A 17,292-nucleotide genomic window follows, 5' to 3' on the forward strand; every position below is an offset into this window, starting at 1 on the left:
TCCGTTTATCTTTTCATATGCTCTTCGAGTAAAATTTTCGCCCTCGATTTGTAGATTGTATGGTAAATCAAATCGAGATACGCGTTTATATCCTCGTGTTCCAGATTTGTTGCGTACTTCCAGAATCCGTATAGCTTGGCAAGCGACAAAAGTCGTTTTGAGTAGAGCTTCCAGCTGTATTTTTCGGTTACCCTTTTAATCGCCGCTTTTGAAAGTTTGTCCCAAACAGATGAATCGATATAAGAGTCGCTGAGGAATCGAACGATTTTTTCGGTAGTTTCTTCCTGGTTGACAGGATCGATGTGAAAACCATTAACTCCGTTCTGAATTATTTCGAGGGGGCCTCCGTATTTGGTGGCAAATACGGGCAAACCCGAAGTCATCGCTTCCAGAACTGTTAATCCGAAACCTTCGAATAATGCCGGTTGAACAAAAATACCTCTTCGTTCTGCAATAATTCTGTAGGCTTCTCCCGATTCGTCTTTCGGAAGAAGCTTGCCAATCCATCTTATTTTATTGTGAAGTTTATATTTTGTAATCAACTCGTGCATTAATCGGATTTGCTCTTTTTCTTCATAATCATCCGTCATGGTTTCGTCTATTTTGCCTGCAACGACAATCAAATTCGAAGTTTGTTGAAGTTCCTCGCTTTCGCCGAAGCAACGCACGAGGAAACTGATATTTTTAATTCTGTCGAGACGGGACATAGTGAAAATAGGGGTTTTCTCCGGATTGTCGAGCCACCCGATTACATCCGGGTCTTCTGAATTTGAAAAGAATAAATTTTCGATGCGTCTCTTGGTTTCTTTGAGTCGCCATTTCGTTTTGGTATAAGGGAAATAAATTTTTTCGTTGACGCCCGGAGACACTATGTTGAATTTAACATGAAAAGGATTAACTCCGTTCTCGACGCGGTATAGTCCCGGCATTGTAAAATGCATATACGATTCGTATTGCCCGATCGATTTTTCCGTGCCGGCTATTTCCTGGAACGACGAAGTGATTAAAAAATCGGCCGAGTTTATTGCCAATAAATCGGCGGTAAACTGCATGGAGAAATGGTAATATTTTTCGAGGTCGTACCAATAGAGAGCGCTGTAGAGATATTTACTCTTTTCGAGCGCATGAGCAATTCCGCATTGAGTAACTTTGAATTTCTTTGCCAACAAATAGGCAACAAGATTTCCGTCCGAGTAATTACCGATTATCAAGTCGGGTCTTTTTTTGAATTCGGCCAGAAGGGCTGTATAAGAATCTTCCGCGAAGTCTTCGAGATAAGGCCATATTTCAAATCTAGAAATCCATTCGTCGGTCACCCGTTTGTTGTATTCCCTGAAGGGGACTCGCAGTATCCACGAGTTTTTAGCGCCGTAAATTTTTTCCAATCTTTGGTTGCAGGTTGTTCCTCTTGCATTTGGAATTAATCGCGTAAGAACTATAATCTTGGGCAAAAGATTAAGCCCCGACTTTTTCAAAGAATCAATCAATTGTTTTTCGAGCGCTTTTACCTGGTCGAGTATATAAACGACCTGCCCGCCCGTATCCGGCAAGCCCAGCACTCCCTCCTGACCGAAAAATCCGTGCGGGGAAATTATCGCTATATTTAAAATCATCGGAATCGAAGAAATAAATTCCGCCAGCGCATTGTGGTCGGGCGAGTTTAGCAGCTGGTCGAGTAAATTGAGATTATGTGTGATTGTGCCTGCGTCTTTGCCCAGACCTTTTTCAAAACCCAATTCCTGAAGAATATGCTTAATGTTTTCGTAAGGGGTATTTGCCGGATGGTTGCCGAGTTTGGCGAGAGCGGCGTTAATTTGGTTGTTGAGATGTTTTGTGTCTTTTATCCGATCGTTCAGTATAAGCTGTTCGCCGTTAAAATTATGCAGACGTATAAAATCGAAAAGATTTTTTTTCCATCTTTCTTCGTTCGTAAACATTTGGCTGGAAAGGAAACGATTTAAATATTCGACCCCCGACCCGATGTATTTTATGTCTCGTACTGCCGGCGATTTGTCGTAGAAAGGTTTGAAGTTCAGATTTAAAGTCGTGTTGAGAGTGTCGGGTTTCGCTACGGTTTCTTTGTAAATAAGAAATTCCTTTGACGATATTTCTTCTATAAGGAATTCCTCAAGACTGATGCGATAAAATTTGATAGAAGCTATTTTAATTCTTACGTCCAGAATAACCGAATGGTCGAGCGATATCGTTTCCTGAATCTTTTCGATAAATTCATATAGCCCTGAATTCTTGTCATATCCCGAGGCGACGTAGAGATTTATCAGTTCGCCCGTAATCATTAATTTCTTCGGTTGCGTGGAAACGGCTTTTAGAAAGTCGTAAAAATCGTTATGAAAAGTTTCCGCCGTTTTATAAATGTCTTTGATCATTATATTACCTTATAAAATTATAATATTGTATTCCTTCAATTACGCCGGCGGCATACGGTTTGCTTGCAAAGTAAATGCGCCTTCTGCCTATGAGTTTTTCGAGTTCTTTCGAATAATTTGCCACAACCACGCCGAGTAGTTCGCCTCGCAGCATATCCTCGTCGTTGCCAGAATCTCCCGCTACAAGAATCGAGTCGTAGGGAATATTCCATCTGTATCCGATGTATCTTACCGCTCTTCCTTTGCTCGCCCTGACGGGAAGGATATCGAGAAATTGTTCGTGGCTTACAATTATATTGGCTTTCAGTTTATTGCTCGTCAACGCTTCCATGATTTCATCAGGATTAAATTTAGTCGTGTCGATATAATAACTGATTTTATATTTCCTTTGATTTTCTTCTTCCTGATATGTCAGATAATCGAAATCTTTCAACGTTTCTACTATTTTATCTCTTTTCCACTGGTAATCGATATGAGCCGCCCAACCGGTTCCGAACGTATAACCTTCGTCGCTTTTGTAGTGAATTTCGGAGCCGACCGACGAAATAATAAAGTCGGGCATAACAATATCGTTTTCTTTCAGAATCGAGACTGCCGAATCGACGCTTCGACCGGTAGCGACGCCGAAACCGATATAAGAATGAACGGATTTGAGCAGGTCGTTCAATTCGCGCGTCGATTTTTCGTCTCCCAATAATGTATCGTCGATATCGAGAATAATTAATTTGTCGAAATTAAAGAGACGTTTTCCGGTTTCCGACATAACTTTGTTGAAATTATTGCCGTTGTGAACCAGTTCATTGATAACGTTCAAATACTTTTCGGTATGAGCGTCCCAGGAGTAAAAATGTTTGACTCGGTTTATTCCGTTGTTGGAGAATGTTTCCCATTTCGATTCGTCGTTAAGGATTGTCAGAAGGGCGTTTGAAATGTTGTCCGGATTATGGACGTCAACCAGCAAGCCGTTTTGAAGATTATGGATTATATCGCGAGGTCCGCCGTCGTCTGTGGCTACTACGGGCAAACCGCTTGCGGCGGCTTCGATTAGCGTAAGTCCGAAAGGCTCGTTGAATGCAGAATTGACAAAGACGCCTCTGCTTTCGGCTGCTATTCTGTATAGTTCCGGCACCTCATGCTCAAAGTCGTGCTTTTTGGGAATCGCCATTTTGCCGTAAAGATTGTATTTATCCATCAGGAGGAGCATATCGGTCAATACTTCCCGTTCGATGTCGGGCATTTGAGTAATGTCCTTTCTGATGCCCGCAAAGACGGCAAGATTGGCTTTATGCTGAAGTTCTTCGGAACGACCGTAAGCTTCGATTAACCCTGTTATGTTTTTCCTTTTTTCCGGTCGGCAAAGAGAAAGTATAATCGGTTTGTTCATATTCGTAAAAAATTTCCATAACTCGTTTCTTATACCGTCCCGGATTTTTTGGGATTCTTCGTCCCACTCGCGCTTTTCGTTGTAAGGATGAAATTTTGACAAATCGACGCTGGGCGGAATTACAACAAACTTCTCTCTGTTGAAATTATGGTAGAGTTTATATTGTTCTTCGATTTCCTGATTGGTGCTCGTAATAATTTTATCGGCATAGAGAATAATCTGTTCTTCGGCTTCTATTCTTCTTTGAATTTTATATCTTCTGTTAATTTCTTCGTAAGTCATACCTTCCTGCAGAAGATTGTTCAATTTGTTTATGCCGAGGGAGTGACCGGTGTGAATAAACGGAATTCCGAAAAATTTGGTCAATTCTGCGCATGCGTAACCCGCGTCGGCATAATGGCTGTGTATTATATCGGGTAAAACGCCTCTTGATTTTATATATTTAATCGACTTGTCGACGAATTCTTCGAGGTGCTCCCACAATTGTTCTTTCCGAAGGTATTTCTGCCCGCCGCACCGTATACGGATTATACTGAGTTTATCGTTTATAATTTCTTCTGTTTCTGCGTAGTCCTGAGATAATTCTTTGTCGTTAATAAAGCGTGTAACAATTTCGACTCTTTCGATTTCATCGCGTCGACTGATCGATTTTGCCAATTCGAGTACATATTTGGTTTGACCGCCGGTGTCGGCGTCGCGGCCCAATTCGAGGTCGTGCCCTCTTATTAATCCGTGAATATTGTATAGTTGTACGTAAAGCTTTTTTTTAGCCATTTTTCTATAATTTGTTTTTGTATTTGTCGTAGAGATTATCGTCTGTCGGAATGGCGCCTTCGATTCCGCAAATATCAGCCGCAAATTCGTTTGCAATCCGGTTGATTTTTCCGATATCGACACCTTTTAGATAACCGATACAAAGAATAGCCGAAAATGCGTCGCCGGCTCCGACGGTATCGACAACTTTTCGCGGCGGGCTTTTATAAAAGTCGAAATTTTCCCCGTCGAATATCAGAGCCCCTTCGGCGCCTTTTGTTACGCAAATCAAATCGATGTCGAATTCACGACTCAATAATTCGATAACTTCTTTTTCGCTTCCTTTATATCCGAACATACTTTTTACTTTCAATAGTTCCTCTTCGTTTAATTTGATTGCGTTCGATACCGTCAGCGATTTTTCTACGAGAGGTTTGGAAAAGAAGTCGTGGCGCAGATTCAAATCGCAAAAGAATTTCAGCGAGTCGATTTTGAAAATTTCTTCGAGAGTGTTTCGCGATGCGGTGCTGCGTTGAGCCAATGTTCCGAAATACAATAATTCCGTTTCTTCTTCGAGCATTTTTTTTGATTTCTCCGTAAGCTTCAAAAAATCGTAACTGCATTCAGGTGAAATTGTAAATCGGGGGATTCCGTTTTCGTCGAGTTTAACGTTAACCGTTCCCGTAGGATGCTCTTTGTCGATATAAATATAATCGGTATTGAACCCGATGGAATTAAGATAACTTAATATTTCTCTACCGTTTTCGTCATTGCCGAGGCTCGAAATCAAATTTCCTTTGCCCGAAAGTTTCCACACATGAAATATAAAATTGAAAGGCGCGCCGCCGAGCCGTTTCCTGTCGGGATAGATATCGTATAAGATTTCGCCGAATGCCGTAATCGCCGGTCTGTTCATTGTGCGCCCTGTTTTGAAAAAAGTTAATATAAAATAAAAAATTATCGTTTATATACAAATTGAGGGAAAGAGGTTTGACCATTAATTAGGATATTTTGTAAGTTATTGATCAAAAAAAAGGGAAATAGATGAGCAAGAAAAAAACAGTTGCGGAAACAGTTGCAAAGATTCCTAAATATTTCAATCCGTGGCATCATGTGGAATACGGACAAAACGCCCCTGCAGTTGTAAACGCAATAATTGAAATTCCGCAGGGTTCCAAGGCAAAATACGAACTCGACAAAAATAGCGGTCTTCTTAAACTCGACCGAGTCCTTTTCTCGGCGGTCTACTATCCTGCAAATTACGGTTTTTTGCCTCAGACACTGAGCGACGACGGCGACCCGCTCGATATTTTGGTGCTCTCTTCGATCGACGTCGACCCGATGTGTATAATCGAATCGAAAGTTATCGGCATGATGCGAATGGTCGACGAGGATGAAATCGACGATAAGATTATTGCCGTTGCCAATAACGATATTTCATTCAATCATATTACCGACATTAAACACCTGCCTCCCCATACTACTATTCAATTGAGGAGGTTTTTCGAAGATTACAAAAAGCTGGAACACAAACACGTAGTAGTCGAAAGATTTTACGGAAAATCGGAAGCCTATAAGATTATCAGACAGTCGATTAAAAAATACAAGAAAGAATTCGAATTATAATTTTTTGCTTCTGTATTTCGAATAGAAGTAAAAGGGGAGCCCGCTGAACACTAGAATTAGTCCGAGCATTGCATTCTCGGTGTCGGAAGTCAGCGTTGCAATAAGATAATACGAGGCAAAAAGTAGAAAGATTATCGGCGTATACGGATATCCCCACACTTTATAAGGTCTTTTGACGTAGGGAAATTTTTTCCTCATTACGAAGACGCCGTAGGCGCCCAGCAGATAGAAAAGCCAGGAGGCAAACATAACATAGTCGGTAATCGTATCGAAAGTTCCGGATAAAACAAGAACGCACGACCAGATTCCCTGAACAATCAGAGATACGTGAGGCGTGCCGAATCTGGGATGAACTTTACCGAGCGAGTCGAAAAAAAGTTTCGATTTCGACATTGCAAACGGCACGCGCGCTGTTGCGAGGATGCTGCCGTTCAGAGCGCCGAAAGTGGATATGATTACGATAAGAGAAATCAAATTGCCTCCGAAATTACCGAACACTTTTTCCGCTGCGGACGCGGCTACAAGAGGCGAATTTGCCATCTCCGATATCGGCATCACATAGAGGTATGCTATGTTGATCAATACGTAAACTCCTATTACAATCAACACTCCGAACAACAAACCGAGCGGCACATTACGGTTTGCATTTTTTACTTCGCCGGAAACAAATGTAATGTTGTTCCATGCGTCGTATGCCCAGAAAGCGCCGGCAAAAGACAAACCGATCAAGCTGAATAAATTGCGCGATGTGGATTCCGGCAACTGAAATCCCGAATAAACATTCGATATGCTTCCGTTTCCGAGTAAAATTAAAAGGAGCGAGAATATGACGATTATGCCGATTTTAATGTAGGTAACGACCGTTTGCAACGAGCCGCCGGTTATAACTCCGATGTAGTTGATTCCGGTTAAAAATATAATTGCCGCAATGGCGACCGATTTTGTGCCGAAGTCGAAAAAAGGATAAATTTTTCCGGCAAGCGGAATCGTAAAATAAAATTGCTGCCATGCCGCCGGCAGTTCGAAATAGTTTACGAAATATCCGACATACTCGGCAAACACGTAAGCAATTGCAGCCTGGCTGCCGGTTTGAATTACGGAAAGAATCGACCAGCCGTAGAGATACGACGTAAAATCGCCGTACATCTTTTTAAAATAAATATACTGACCGCCGGTGTCGTCGAACATTCCCGCCATCTCGGCATTGATAAAAGCTCCGATCAGAGTTATCAATCCGGCAGCTATCCAGACCAGAATCAGGAGTTCGGGCGAGCCTAATTGCTGAGCCATTGTGGAGGGTTTTCGGAAAATTCCCGAACCGATCATCGAGCCTGCTACAATCATAACGGCGGCAGTTAGAGAAAGTCCGCGTATCAGCTCGGTTCGGGTCTGTTTCATTCTATGCTATTTTTCCCAATTTTGATTACTCAAAAAAATAAAATAAGAGTTCAAATCCAAAAGGAAAAACTTTTCGATTAATCGATATAATTTATTAGATTACTCTCCAAAATTTTCAAAATCCGATATTATCCTCGAAATATTTGAGAAAACAGACCAAAACGGAGATTTACTGTGGAAACATACCTGATATTTATAATAATACTTTTTGTGCTGGCAATATCCGATTTAATCGTCGGCGTAGCAAACGACGCCGTTAATTTTCTTAATTCGGCCATCGGTTCCAAAGTCGCTCCCAGGCATATTATATTGATCGTGGCGGGTTTCGGCGTCGTAGTGGGAACTTTGTTTTCCAGCGGCATGATGGAAGTAGCCCGTAAGGCTATCTTTCACCCCGAAATGTTCTACTTCAGCGACGTTATGACTATCTTCGTAGCCGTTATGTTTACCGACGTCATTTTGCTCGATATGTACAATACTTTCGGAATACCGACTTCCACAACCGTATCTCTCATATCGGGTCTCTTGGGCGGAAGTCTTGCCGTCTCGTTTATAAAAATTTCGGAGGCGGGACAGAGCATAAATGAAATCGGAAATTATATAAATACAGCGCGCGTGTCGGGTATCTTTTCGGCAATATTTTTATCGGTGCTAATTTCGTTTATCGCCGGCTCCGTAATACAATTTATATCGCGTTTGATTTTCACTTTCGACTATAAAGAAAGATTCAGAAAATACGGCGCCATCTGGGGCGCTCTGGCTTTGACCGCAATTACTTATTTTATCTTTATCAAAGGAGCCAAAGGCACAGCGTTTCTCTCAAAAGAAGACGTCGATTGGATTTTATCCCACACCAAAACCGTATTGCTGACAAGCGTAATATTCTGGACGGTCGTTTTTCAATTGCTTCTCTGGTTTACGAAGATTAACATTCTCAAACCGATTGTGTTAATCGGAACATTTTCGCTGGCGTTGGCGTTTGCGGCAAACGATCTTGTTAATTTTATCGGCGTGCCGCTGGCGGGTTTGAATTCGTATCAGATAGCTTCGATGAGCGAAAACCCTTTGAGTATGACGATGGAAGCTTTGAAAGAGCCGGTCAAAGCAAATACGGTCATTCTTATTCTTTCCGGTTTTATTATGATTGGAACGTTGTGGCTCAATAAAAAAGCCCGCTCTGTTACGAAAACGGAGATTAACCTGGGCAGACAGTTCGAAGGATACGAAAAATTCGAATCGTCGGCTCTCGCCAGAAACATTGTGAGGATCGGTTTGAATGCGAGTTATACAATTAAAAAAATAATACCGAAGAAATACCTTAAAACACTGGATAAACGGTTCGACGTCAACAAAGCCGAATACATGAAGTTGAAGAAGAAGGAGCGACCCGCATTCGATTATATCCGCGCTACCGTAAATCTGATGGTCGCTAGCAGTCTTATTTCCGTGGCCACTTCTTATAAACTTCCCCTTTCGACCACTTATGTAACTTTTATGGTTGCAATGGCTACTTCCTTTGCCGATAAAGCTTGGGGACGCGACAGCGCCGTCTATCGCGTTAACGGCGTTTTAACCGTTATTGCAGGCTGGATTTTTACGGCATTTATTGCGGTTGCAATAAGCGCCACTCTTGCGACATTGATTTATTACGGCGGAGTTGCGGCGGTAATTATAATCTTTGCGCTTGTAGCCGTTTCGATTGTGCGCACAAATCTGCTCCATCGCAAGAGAGAAAAGAAAGTCAAAAAAGTTGAAGAATCGCTGCTCGAAGAAGAGAAGGCTTTCCTGTCGAATTCCTTCAAAGAAGATCTCGGCAACTATCTGAAAAATGTCGATAAAATATACTCCAACATCTGCTCAGGTCTCTCGGCTGAAAAAAGGAATAAATTGAAAAAATCGAAAAAGCAGACCAAGGAGCTGGAAGAAGAAAGCGCGGTTTTGATTAATAAACTGTTATACAGCGCTCAGTTTGTCGACGGGCTGGAAGATAATGTCGAGTTCGGAAAAACAGTAACTGCAATTGGCGACGCAGCCCAGAATTTGCGGGATATCGCCAAGGAAGCTTTCGAGCATATCGATAACAATCACTCGGGTCTTATTAAAGAACAAATAGACGATTTGAAAGAGTTAAAGGACGCGCTCGAATCGGTTGTCAAAGCATTCGACCTGGAAAAGAAGAAGAATTTTAACGACAGATATGAAAAAGCGAAGGATTTGATACGCAAACTCGACAAAAATCAGATTAAATACATCAAGCAGGGAAAATTGAAAGCAAGAACAAACCTTCTGTTCCTTAATATTATTTTTAAGACGGAAGACATTCTCGACAATCTGAAAGCAATTAACGAATTTCTGAAAAACGGCGAGAAAAAATAAATCGAACTAACGGCGTTGAATAAAAAGTAATAATATAGATATAAATATAAAACGATAATATGTCCTGAATAACTTCGGAGAAATTATTGTTAGGTTTGAATTTTTAAGAAAAAAATCGTAATTAGTAATGGCAAATAAAATTGATAAAGGGCAAATGGAAGCAAATAATCAGAAACTAAACGACGTAGCATTCTATTTCCTGATGGGAATTCTGAGCGTAAGCGTAGTTTATATTATCGGTTATTTATTATACGATATATTAGTGGCGTAAATACCTCTTTCTGAAAATCGAAAATTAATTTCGATATATAAATAAGAAAGGGGTGGATATGAGGAAGTCAATCGGGTTTCTGTTGATTTTCCTTCTTCCGCTCGGGGCAAATTTCTATTCTCAGGATCTCTCGCTCTGCGAATTTATCGGTAAGAGCAGCGGCGAAGTCATTAAAAAATTCGGCAAACCAAAATTCCACGACAAAAGCAATCCGGCAATGGAGTGCATTTTCTACCAGAACAATAAAGCGCGGATGGCGTTTATTTCCGATAAGGATGGAGTATTTCAAATCCAGGTCGATTTTATGTACAACAACAAAGCCCAGGCAGATAAGGCTCTCGGCGAATTCCTCGACATGTGCGCTACGAAAAGCCTGGAGGTCGACACTTTGAGCGCTGCGGATTATAAAATTACGGGCAAAGGTATCCGGATGGAACTGAGCATGTTTAATAATACATATACGAAAAAGTACGAAATCAAATTCAAAGCCGAGAAAACAGCCTGGAATTAAACGACTATTTTAATGCCCGTAGCCTTTTCAATCATCTCGCAGCTGACGTCCCATAATTTTTTTCTCAAGCTTTCGTCGTAGCAGACCGACGAGGGACGCGCTTGTTTTTTATCGATAAAATAAGCGCCGGATATATTTGCTACTTCTTCAGAATCTGCAAGATAAACCGAAGTTTCAGCTCCTTTTTCGAGAGTATCTCCTTTAATACTGAAACCAGCGCGCAACAGTTTGGTGTCGATTACGCCGGGGTGCAGCGCGTTTACCGTAATTTGTTTCTTGTTCTTTAAGCGATTGGCAAGTTCGATTGTAAAAATGATATTCGCCAGCTTCGACAGGGCGTAAGCGCCGTACGGATCGTAAAGGATTTCCGCATTGAGATTGTTCCAATCGAGCTTTCCGTTTTGATGAGCGATTGAACTGACGTTGATTATTCTGCCCGGTTCCGCGATGGCGTCCAATAGCAGCCAGGTCAATAACATATGAGCCAGATGATTCACCGCAAAAGTTAATTCGTAGCCGTCCTCTGTCAATGTTTTTTTCTGAGAATAAACCCCTGCATTATTGATCAATACGTTTATATGCGGATAGTTTTGTTTGATTTCGTCGCTCAGTTTTACAACGTTACGGAGGGAAGAGAAATCCGCTCCAATACCGTCGATATTAACTTTTGAATATTTCCTCGTAAGTTCTCCGACAGTCGCGTCGATACGGTTCCGGTTGCGACCGTGAATAATTATATGATGACCTCTTTTTGCCAACTCGTCGGCGGTTTGTTTTCCGATTCCGTCGGTTGAACCCGTAATAAGTATTGTCTTTCCGCTCATATTTTGCCGCTGTTTATTTTAAATGCAAATATAATAAGTTATCAGGACAATATATCTTCATGGAGAAAAAATTTTTATTAAATTCGGTAAGCGAAATAAAGAGATAATTTTGTATTTTTAATAAGACAATAATATTCTTTTCTCTAAGATGGTGAAGTTATGAGAAATACGACCGAGGACGTGCTGATAAAAAAAGATATCGAACCGAAGACTCTGGAATCGTTGAAAAAAGCGAAACAAAAGTTTGAAGAAATATTCGGCGATTCCCGGAATGCAATCGGAATAACCGCTCCTACGGGATTGATGATCCTCGGCGACCATACTCATTATAACGACGGTATATTATTGTCGGCGACTTTGAATTCTTATACGACGGTAATTTTACGAAAAAGAAAAGATTACGAGATCAAAATTTACAATGCGATTAACGAGACGTCGAGAGAATTTAATTTTTTTGATATGCCCTCGGAGACCGACGTCTATTTCAAATACGTGATTGGCATTACGCGGCTTCTGAAGGCAGACAATCTGATCAACAGAGGTTTCGAGGCGCTTTTTGTAAACGACGCGCCCGATTGTATCGGTCTGGGCAAATTTTCTTCTATACAAATAGCGTTCCTCTGCGCGTTCAGGAAGGCGTTTCGCCTTAATACCGACGGATTATTGAATTACGTCCATAAAAACGAACTCGAATTGCTGGGCAAAATTTCCAATGTAGCTCAACACTATACCATCCGTAATTCTAAAAAGAATAAATTCTATTTTATCGATTTGAGAACGCTGCAGGAGAAACAATACAACTACAATTCCGAGTACGACGTGGTTATACTCGATACGCGGAATAAAATTATCGATTCTCTCTCGATTTGCAACGAAAGAATTGAAGAATGCGAAATCGGCGTTAAAGGATTGAGACTTTATATCTGGGGCATTAAAAATTTACGGGACGTAAATTTGGAATTCTTACTGAGACATATTCATATGCTCCCGCGCAGAATATTCAACAGAATTCTCTACAACGTCAGGGAAAGAATAAGAGTCGAGGAAGCGATTGACGCTCTGAAAAAGAAAGATTACAGAGCATTCGGCAAAATCGTATCGCAATCGCACTGGAGTTTGTCGGCTGATTACGAGCTGAGCGACGACACATGCGATTTTATAGTGCGCAATTCCGAAAATATCGATTGCGTTTACGGCTCCAAAATGATTAGCTGTTCTCAATACAGAAGTACATTCCAACTTGTTAGAAAGGAATGCGCCGCCGATTATATCGACCATATTACAAAACTATATTATGAAAAATTCAAAAAAGAGTTGATTGCTTATCGGTTTCAACCGGCCGAAGGCATGAGGGAATACACTTCGAAAGATCTGGAAAAAATCTGAAGTGTGACGCTCGCCGGTAACAAAATTTCGGCGACAAATTCAACTTGATTTTAATAAACCTTAATTATACATTTTCCCGTGAATTTTATGGAGAGTAAATGGATTATAACTTCTTTGACGGTTTCGGATCCGAATACAGCGACGAAGAATTGAAAGAAAAGATTGAAGCCTGCAAAAACATTATTAACGAAGGTCGAATTCTAACCAGTATCGATTTGATAGAAGATACGATTCAACTGTGCATCGATTACGATCTCGTGGAAGACGGATTATATCTCACAAATGCATTGCTGCAGATAACGCCTTATAATTATGAAATCTGGCATTTTAAGGGCATTTTTCTGAATAATATGTTCAGATTTGCCGAAGCCTATAATTGTTTCCGTAAAGCGCTGTCGCTCAATCCCAACGACGTGGATACTCATATCAATATTGCCATTGCGGAAGATAATCTCGGCATGTTCGAAGAAGCGGTGGAGTCGCTCGAAAAGGCTCTCGCCATAGAACCTCATAACGAGGAAATTCTCTATAATCTCGGCGCGCTTTACGAAAAGAAAGAAAAATATAACGAAGCCGTCGAGTATTTCCGAATGGCGGTTGAAAAAGCGCCCGACTATCTGGAAGCCTGGTACGAATTGGGATATTGTTATGAATCGATGGGCGAACTCAAAGATGCCCTTGCCGCTTATGAAATGTATCTAAACGGCGATCCCGAAAATTACGCCGGCTGGTATAATAAAGGAATTGTTCATCTCCGTCTGGAAGAATTCGAAAAAGCAATCAATGCATTCGAACTTTCGATCGCTCTTAAAGACGATTTTTCGAGTTCGTGGTTCAATTGCGGCTACGCTTACTATAAAACCGGCAAATACAAACAGGCGATGACGGCTTACAAAAAAGCCCTTAAAATCGATCCCGACGACGAAACCATTTATTACAATCTCGGGCAGACTTACGAGGAGATGGGCTCGATTGCAAACGCAATTAAATGTTATACGGAAGCCATCAATCTCGATCCCGATTATTACGAGGCATATCTTGCCAGAGGAAATTGTTACGACGCCTCCGGAAAATTCCAGCTGGCGCTGAGAGATTTCAATAAGGCAATTACAATTGCCTCGGAGCCGGTCGACGCCTGGTATGCAAAAGCAGACCTCGAGTATTCGCTCGGCAAATTGAACGAATCGATCGAAAGTTACAAAAATGCGGTCGAAATCGACCCGGATAATTTTAACGGCTGGTTGAAACTTGCAGAGGCTTTTTTCGAAGTGGGAAACTGGCTCGAGTCGCTCAAAGCTTATAAAGAGTGCATTAGAATCGACAAAAATTATGCGCGCGCGTATTATTCGATCGCCAAAATAAATTTTCTGCTCAGCCATACTCAGGAGGGAATCGAATACCTCAAAAAAGCTTTTGAGCTCGATCCGAATATCAAAACCGAATTTACGAACGATTATCCCGAAATCAAATCTTCCAAATTGTTCAATAAACTGATCGACGACAATAAATAGTTTCTTCCGACATGCAAACTCAAAATAAGTTCAATCATAATACAAAGATTATCGGAATTATCGGACACCCGATTAAACATTCGTTTTCGCCTTTGATGCACAATCTCGCATTCGAATTGACAAAACTTAATTATATATATCTGCCTTTCGACGTGCCGCCCACTCTTCTGAAAGATTCGCTCAAAGGCATGATTGCTCTCGGCATAAAAGGTTTTAACGTTACAATTCCGCTCAAAGAAAAAGTTATTCCTCTGCTGAAGGATATTTCGGAAGAGGCTAATATTATCGGAGCCGTTAATACGATAGTGAACGACGAAGGCGTTCTCAGGGGATACAATACGGATGTTCTTGGCGTAATTGAATCTTTGAATCCTTATAAAGAAGAATTGCAAAATTCCGCGGTTACTGTCATTGGCGCCGGCGGAGCGGCGCGCAGCGTTATTTACGCTTTGATTAGACATTTCAAAGTGGAGCGGATTAATATAGTTAACCGGACTGAACAAATAGCCGAGTCGTTGAAAGAATATTTCTCGACTAAAATGCTCTTCAATAATATCAAAGCTTATCCGCTTATGCCGCCGGATTTGGTCAATACTTTCAATTCTTCCAAGCTGATTGTTAATACCACATCGATGGGAATGTTTCCCGATATCGACGACGCGGCGACTACGATTCCTGAATCTTTTAATAAAGAACAAATTGTATTCGACGTTGTCTATACGCCGATTAAAACAAAGTTGTTAAAATTAGCCGAATCGAGGGGAGCCCGTATAATTACCGGATTGAGGATGTTTGTGGAGCAGGGAGCTAAATCTTTTGAACTATGGACGGGCGAAGAAATGCCAAAGGACGAAATCTACAAAGCCATCGAATCGTATTTGATAAATAATTAAGAAGAGACCCCGCCGTTAAAAGGCGGGGCGTTAAGCTTTTTATATTTTTACTCTCTTCAGCGCTTCTTCAGCCACTTCAGCCGAAACAATAATCCTGCCGCACGATTCGCAAGAATAGAGTCGTTTGTTCTGTTTTATTTCCAATTGCCTTTGGGGAGGAACAATATTATGGCACCCCGAGCAAGCCGCTCTGTTGATCGTCGCGATCGCTTTTCCGCCGAGAGCTTTTCGGATTCTCATGTACGTGTTGTAGTCGGGTTTTCTGACTTTGGCGGCTGTCTTTTCCCGAATTTCCTTTAATTTAACTTCTTCCCTTTCGTTGGCTTTTATGATTTGTTTTAATTCGGCTTCTTTAACTTTGAGTTCCTCGTTTAGAGTGTCGAGCTGAGGTCTAATTTCTTCTATTTCTCCCTTCAGTTTTTCGATCAGATTTTCAAGCTCGGTATTTTCTTCTTCGAGCTTTTTAATCAATTCCTCCGCGTGATCGATCTCTTTTGTTAGCGCGTCGTATTCTTTGTTGTTGCGCACCTGATAAAGCTGGCTTTTGAATTTTTTCAGATTTGTCTGGAGACGCTCTATCTCCTCGTCGTTGTCCCTTCTTTTTTTGAGGGAATCCTCTTTTTCGGTCTCCTTAGTACGAATTTGTTCCTGGATTGCATCGATTTGGGAAGTAAGTTCGTTGACGGCTGCGGGCAAATCCCCCCTCAACTCTTCGAGTTGGTCGAGTTGGTCGTCAATTAACTGTAATTCGTAGAGTACTGTTAATCGTTCTAACAATTTATTTATCTCCTTTATGTTTATAAAACTTTACCGGGTTTGTACTGCGCGAGTATTTATAGACTTTAATTTTTTTGTCGTTAATAAATTTTTCGATTCTCTTTTTAACTTCGTCGAGAACGACAACCTCGGTTTCGTAGTGTCCTGCGTCGATAAGATGGATTTTGTCGAGAGCGTCGTGAAAAGTATGATATTTTATATCGGCCGTTACAAACGCATCGGCGCCGGAAGCGACGGCTCTGCCGAGCAGTTCCGAGCCGGAACCGCCGCATACGGCAACTTTGCGAATTTTTTTCTGATTCCCTTTCGTATATCTGAACGATTCGAGACGGAGAGATTTTTTTACGTAGTCGTAAAAATCAGAAGGCGACATTTCCGTCGGCAATATACCGATACAGCCGGCGCCGAAATTTTCGTTCTCGTTTTTCAAAGGATAAATATCGTAAGCCGGCGTTTCGTACGGATGGTAAGTGCGTATGGCGTCGATTATTTTCGGTAAAAGCCATTTGTCGGCAATCATTTCCATACGTATTTCGGCCGCTTTTTCGAATGCTCCCTTTTTGCCGATTACCGGATTCGTATTCTCGCCGCCTTGAAACGTACCTTCGCCTTTAAGTCTGAAACTGCATCTCGAATATTCTTCGATGATTCCCGCCCCGGTCTCGAACAGTTTTTCCGAAAGCAAATCGACCGATTCCTCGGGCGCAAAAACTACTATTTTAACGCGATTGGAATCCGCATTCTGAAGGAATTTGATTTCCTGAAGATTTAATTTCTTTGCAAGGGCAAACGAAACTCCGTCTTTAGTAAAATCGAGATTCGTATGAGCCGAATAGACCGTTAGACCGTGGATAATAATTTTTTCTATCAGATTGTCTTTGTCGAATTCAAGTTTTTTTAGCGGATTGAAAATAAACGGGTGGTGCGTAAAAATAAAGTTGCATTTCTTTTTGATGGCTTCCGAAACAACGTTGTGATTTAGTTCGAGGCATATCAGAATGTTTTTCAATTCTTTGTTTCGGGAGCCAATTTGAATGCCGACGTTGTCTCTTTCCCATGCGGCTTCTTTTGGCGCCCAGTCTTCAAGATATTTTATCAGTTCACCTATTTTCATATATATACAAAAAAAAATGCACCCCGATTTAATTGGAGTGCATTTTTACCTTTAAGAATTATTACTGTACGACTCTGGTAT

At 41.3% G+C, this 17,292-nt stretch carries 14 protein-coding genes; 7 read left to right on the plus strand and 7 right to left on the minus strand.

Going from position 1 to position 17,292, the window contains the following annotated elements; genetic code table 11:
* Positions 1 to 5: 5 nt before the first annotated feature.
* Genes ACOYVE_RS13555 through ACOYVE_RS13565 form a run of 3 tightly spaced genes read right to left on the minus strand, consistent with a single transcriptional unit; the run spans position 6 to position 5,440 of the window.
* Positions 6 to 2,387, minus strand: a complete 2,382-nt coding sequence (locus ACOYVE_RS13555; RefSeq protein ID WP_422882403.1) for a sucrose synthase — start codon at positions 2,385 to 2,387, stop codon at positions 6 to 8.
* 4 nt (positions 2,388 to 2,391) lie between these two features.
* Complete coding sequence (locus ACOYVE_RS13560) at positions 2,392 to 4,545, minus strand: HAD-IIB family hydrolase (RefSeq protein WP_422882405.1); 2,154 nt, start codon at positions 4,543 to 4,545, stop codon at positions 2,392 to 2,394.
* A 4-nt stretch (positions 4,546 to 4,549) separates the two neighbouring features.
* Positions 4,550 to 5,440 carry a carbohydrate kinase family protein gene (locus ACOYVE_RS13565; protein ID WP_422882407.1) on the minus strand — a complete coding sequence of 297 codons (891 nt, stop codon included), beginning with the start codon at positions 5,438 to 5,440 and terminating at the stop codon, positions 4,550 to 4,552.
* Between the two features lie 128 nt (positions 5,441 to 5,568).
* Between ACOYVE_RS13565 and ACOYVE_RS13570 the strand changes: the two genes are divergently transcribed.
* The gene (locus ACOYVE_RS13570) at positions 5,569 to 6,150 is read left to right on the plus strand and encodes an inorganic diphosphatase (protein ID WP_422882408.1); all 582 of its coding nucleotides are present in this window, start codon (positions 5,569 to 5,571) and stop codon (positions 6,148 to 6,150) included.
* Here the strand turns inward: ACOYVE_RS13570 and ACOYVE_RS13575 are convergent.
* Positions 6,145 to 7,548: an APC family permease gene (locus tag ACOYVE_RS13575; RefSeq protein ID WP_422882410.1), complete on the minus strand. Its 1,404-nt coding sequence runs from the start codon at positions 7,546 to 7,548 to the stop codon at positions 6,145 to 6,147. The genes ACOYVE_RS13570 and ACOYVE_RS13575 overlap by 6 nt on opposite strands.
* Before the next feature lie 174 nt (positions 7,549 to 7,722).
* Between ACOYVE_RS13575 and ACOYVE_RS13580 the strand changes: the two genes are divergently transcribed.
* The 3 genes from ACOYVE_RS13580 to ACOYVE_RS13590 all read left to right on the plus strand — a co-directional run bounded on the left by ACOYVE_RS13580 (position 7,723) and on the right by ACOYVE_RS13590 (position 10,706).
* Positions 7,723 to 9,924, plus strand: coding sequence for an inorganic phosphate transporter (locus ACOYVE_RS13580; protein WP_422882412.1), 2,202 nt, complete (start codon positions 7,723 to 7,725; stop codon positions 9,922 to 9,924).
* A 127-nt stretch (positions 9,925 to 10,051) separates the two neighbouring features.
* On the plus strand, positions 10,052 to 10,195 hold the full coding sequence (locus ACOYVE_RS13585) for a hypothetical protein (protein WP_157867324.1): 144 nt from the start codon (positions 10,052 to 10,054) through the stop codon (positions 10,193 to 10,195).
* 58 nt (positions 10,196 to 10,253) lie between these two features.
* A complete protein-coding gene (locus ACOYVE_RS13590) occupies positions 10,254 to 10,706 on the plus strand; it encodes a hypothetical protein (RefSeq protein WP_014855992.1) in 453 nt (150 codons plus the stop codon).
* On the opposite strand, the gene ACOYVE_RS13595 is transcribed toward ACOYVE_RS13590, so the two are convergent.
* Complete coding sequence (locus ACOYVE_RS13595) at positions 10,703 to 11,530, minus strand: SDR family oxidoreductase (protein WP_014855993.1); 828 nt, start codon at positions 11,528 to 11,530, stop codon at positions 10,703 to 10,705. The genes ACOYVE_RS13590 and ACOYVE_RS13595 overlap by 4 nt on opposite strands.
* A 159-nt stretch (positions 11,531 to 11,689) precedes the next feature.
* Here ACOYVE_RS13595 and ACOYVE_RS13600 point away from each other — a divergent pair, with 159 nt between their 5' ends.
* From ACOYVE_RS13600 to ACOYVE_RS13610, 3 genes are all read left to right on the plus strand, one after another.
* The gene (locus tag ACOYVE_RS13600) at positions 11,690 to 12,916 is read left to right on the plus strand and encodes a galactokinase (protein ID WP_014855994.1); all 1,227 of its coding nucleotides are present in this window, start codon (positions 11,690 to 11,692) and stop codon (positions 12,914 to 12,916) included.
* Between the two features lie 98 nt (positions 12,917 to 13,014).
* On the plus strand, positions 13,015 to 14,427 hold the full coding sequence (locus ACOYVE_RS13605; RefSeq protein WP_014855995.1) for a tetratricopeptide repeat protein: 1,413 nt from the start codon (positions 13,015 to 13,017) through the stop codon (positions 14,425 to 14,427).
* A gap of 11 nt (positions 14,428 to 14,438) precedes the next feature.
* On the plus strand, positions 14,439 to 15,320 hold the full coding sequence (locus ACOYVE_RS13610; RefSeq protein ID WP_014855996.1) for a shikimate dehydrogenase: 882 nt from the start codon (positions 14,439 to 14,441) through the stop codon (positions 15,318 to 15,320).
* Between the two features lie 39 nt (positions 15,321 to 15,359).
* On the opposite strand, the gene ACOYVE_RS13615 is transcribed toward ACOYVE_RS13610, so the two are convergent.
* Entirely contained in the window at positions 15,360 to 16,097 is a 738-nt protein-coding gene (locus tag ACOYVE_RS13615) for a zinc ribbon domain-containing protein (RefSeq protein ID WP_014855997.1), read from the minus strand.
* Between the two features lies 1 nt (position 16,098).
* The gene (locus ACOYVE_RS13620) at positions 16,099 to 17,211 is read right to left on the minus strand and encodes a Nif3-like dinuclear metal center hexameric protein (protein WP_422882414.1); all 1,113 of its coding nucleotides are present in this window, start codon (positions 17,209 to 17,211) and stop codon (positions 16,099 to 16,101) included.
* Between the last annotated feature and the right edge of the window lie 81 nt (positions 17,212 to 17,292).

It is taken from the genome of Melioribacter sp. (assembly GCF_049325435.1).
Lineage (GTDB): Bacteria > Bacteroidota > Ignavibacteria > Ignavibacteriales > Melioribacteraceae > Melioribacter > Melioribacter roseus.

Coding starts and splice junctions, on each gene's coding strand:
- ACOYVE_RS13585 (WP_157867324.1), top strand. CDS start 10,052: ATGGCAAATAAAATTGATAAAGGGCAAATGGAAGCAAATAATCAGAAA.
- ACOYVE_RS13560 (WP_422882405.1), bottom strand. CDS start 4,545: ATGGCTAAAAAAAAGCTTTACGTACAACTATACAATATTCACGGATTA.
- ACOYVE_RS13610 (WP_014855996.1), top strand. CDS start 14,439: ATGCAAACTCAAAATAAGTTCAATCATAATACAAAGATTATCGGAATT.
- ACOYVE_RS13590 (WP_014855992.1), top strand. CDS start 10,254: ATGAGGAAGTCAATCGGGTTTCTGTTGATTTTCCTTCTTCCGCTCGGG.
- ACOYVE_RS13555 (WP_422882403.1), bottom strand. CDS start 2,387: ATGATCAAAGACATTTATAAAACGGCGGAAACTTTTCATAACGATTTT.
- ACOYVE_RS13595 (WP_014855993.1), bottom strand. CDS start 11,530: ATGAGCGGAAAGACAATACTTATTACGGGTTCAACCGACGGAATCGGA.
- ACOYVE_RS13570 (WP_422882408.1), top strand. CDS start 5,569: ATGAGCAAGAAAAAAACAGTTGCGGAAACAGTTGCAAAGATTCCTAAA.
- ACOYVE_RS13600 (WP_014855994.1), top strand. CDS start 11,690: ATGAGAAATACGACCGAGGACGTGCTGATAAAAAAAGATATCGAACCG.
- ACOYVE_RS13605 (WP_014855995.1), top strand. CDS start 13,015: ATGGATTATAACTTCTTTGACGGTTTCGGATCCGAATACAGCGACGAA.
- ACOYVE_RS13575 (WP_422882410.1), bottom strand. CDS start 7,548: ATGAAACAGACCCGAACCGAGCTGATACGCGGACTTTCTCTAACTGCC.
- ACOYVE_RS13620 (WP_422882414.1), bottom strand. CDS start 17,211: ATGAAAATAGGTGAACTGATAAAATATCTTGAAGACTGGGCGCCAAAA.
- ACOYVE_RS13565 (WP_422882407.1), bottom strand. CDS start 5,440: ATGAACAGACCGGCGATTACGGCATTCGGCGAAATCTTATACGATATC.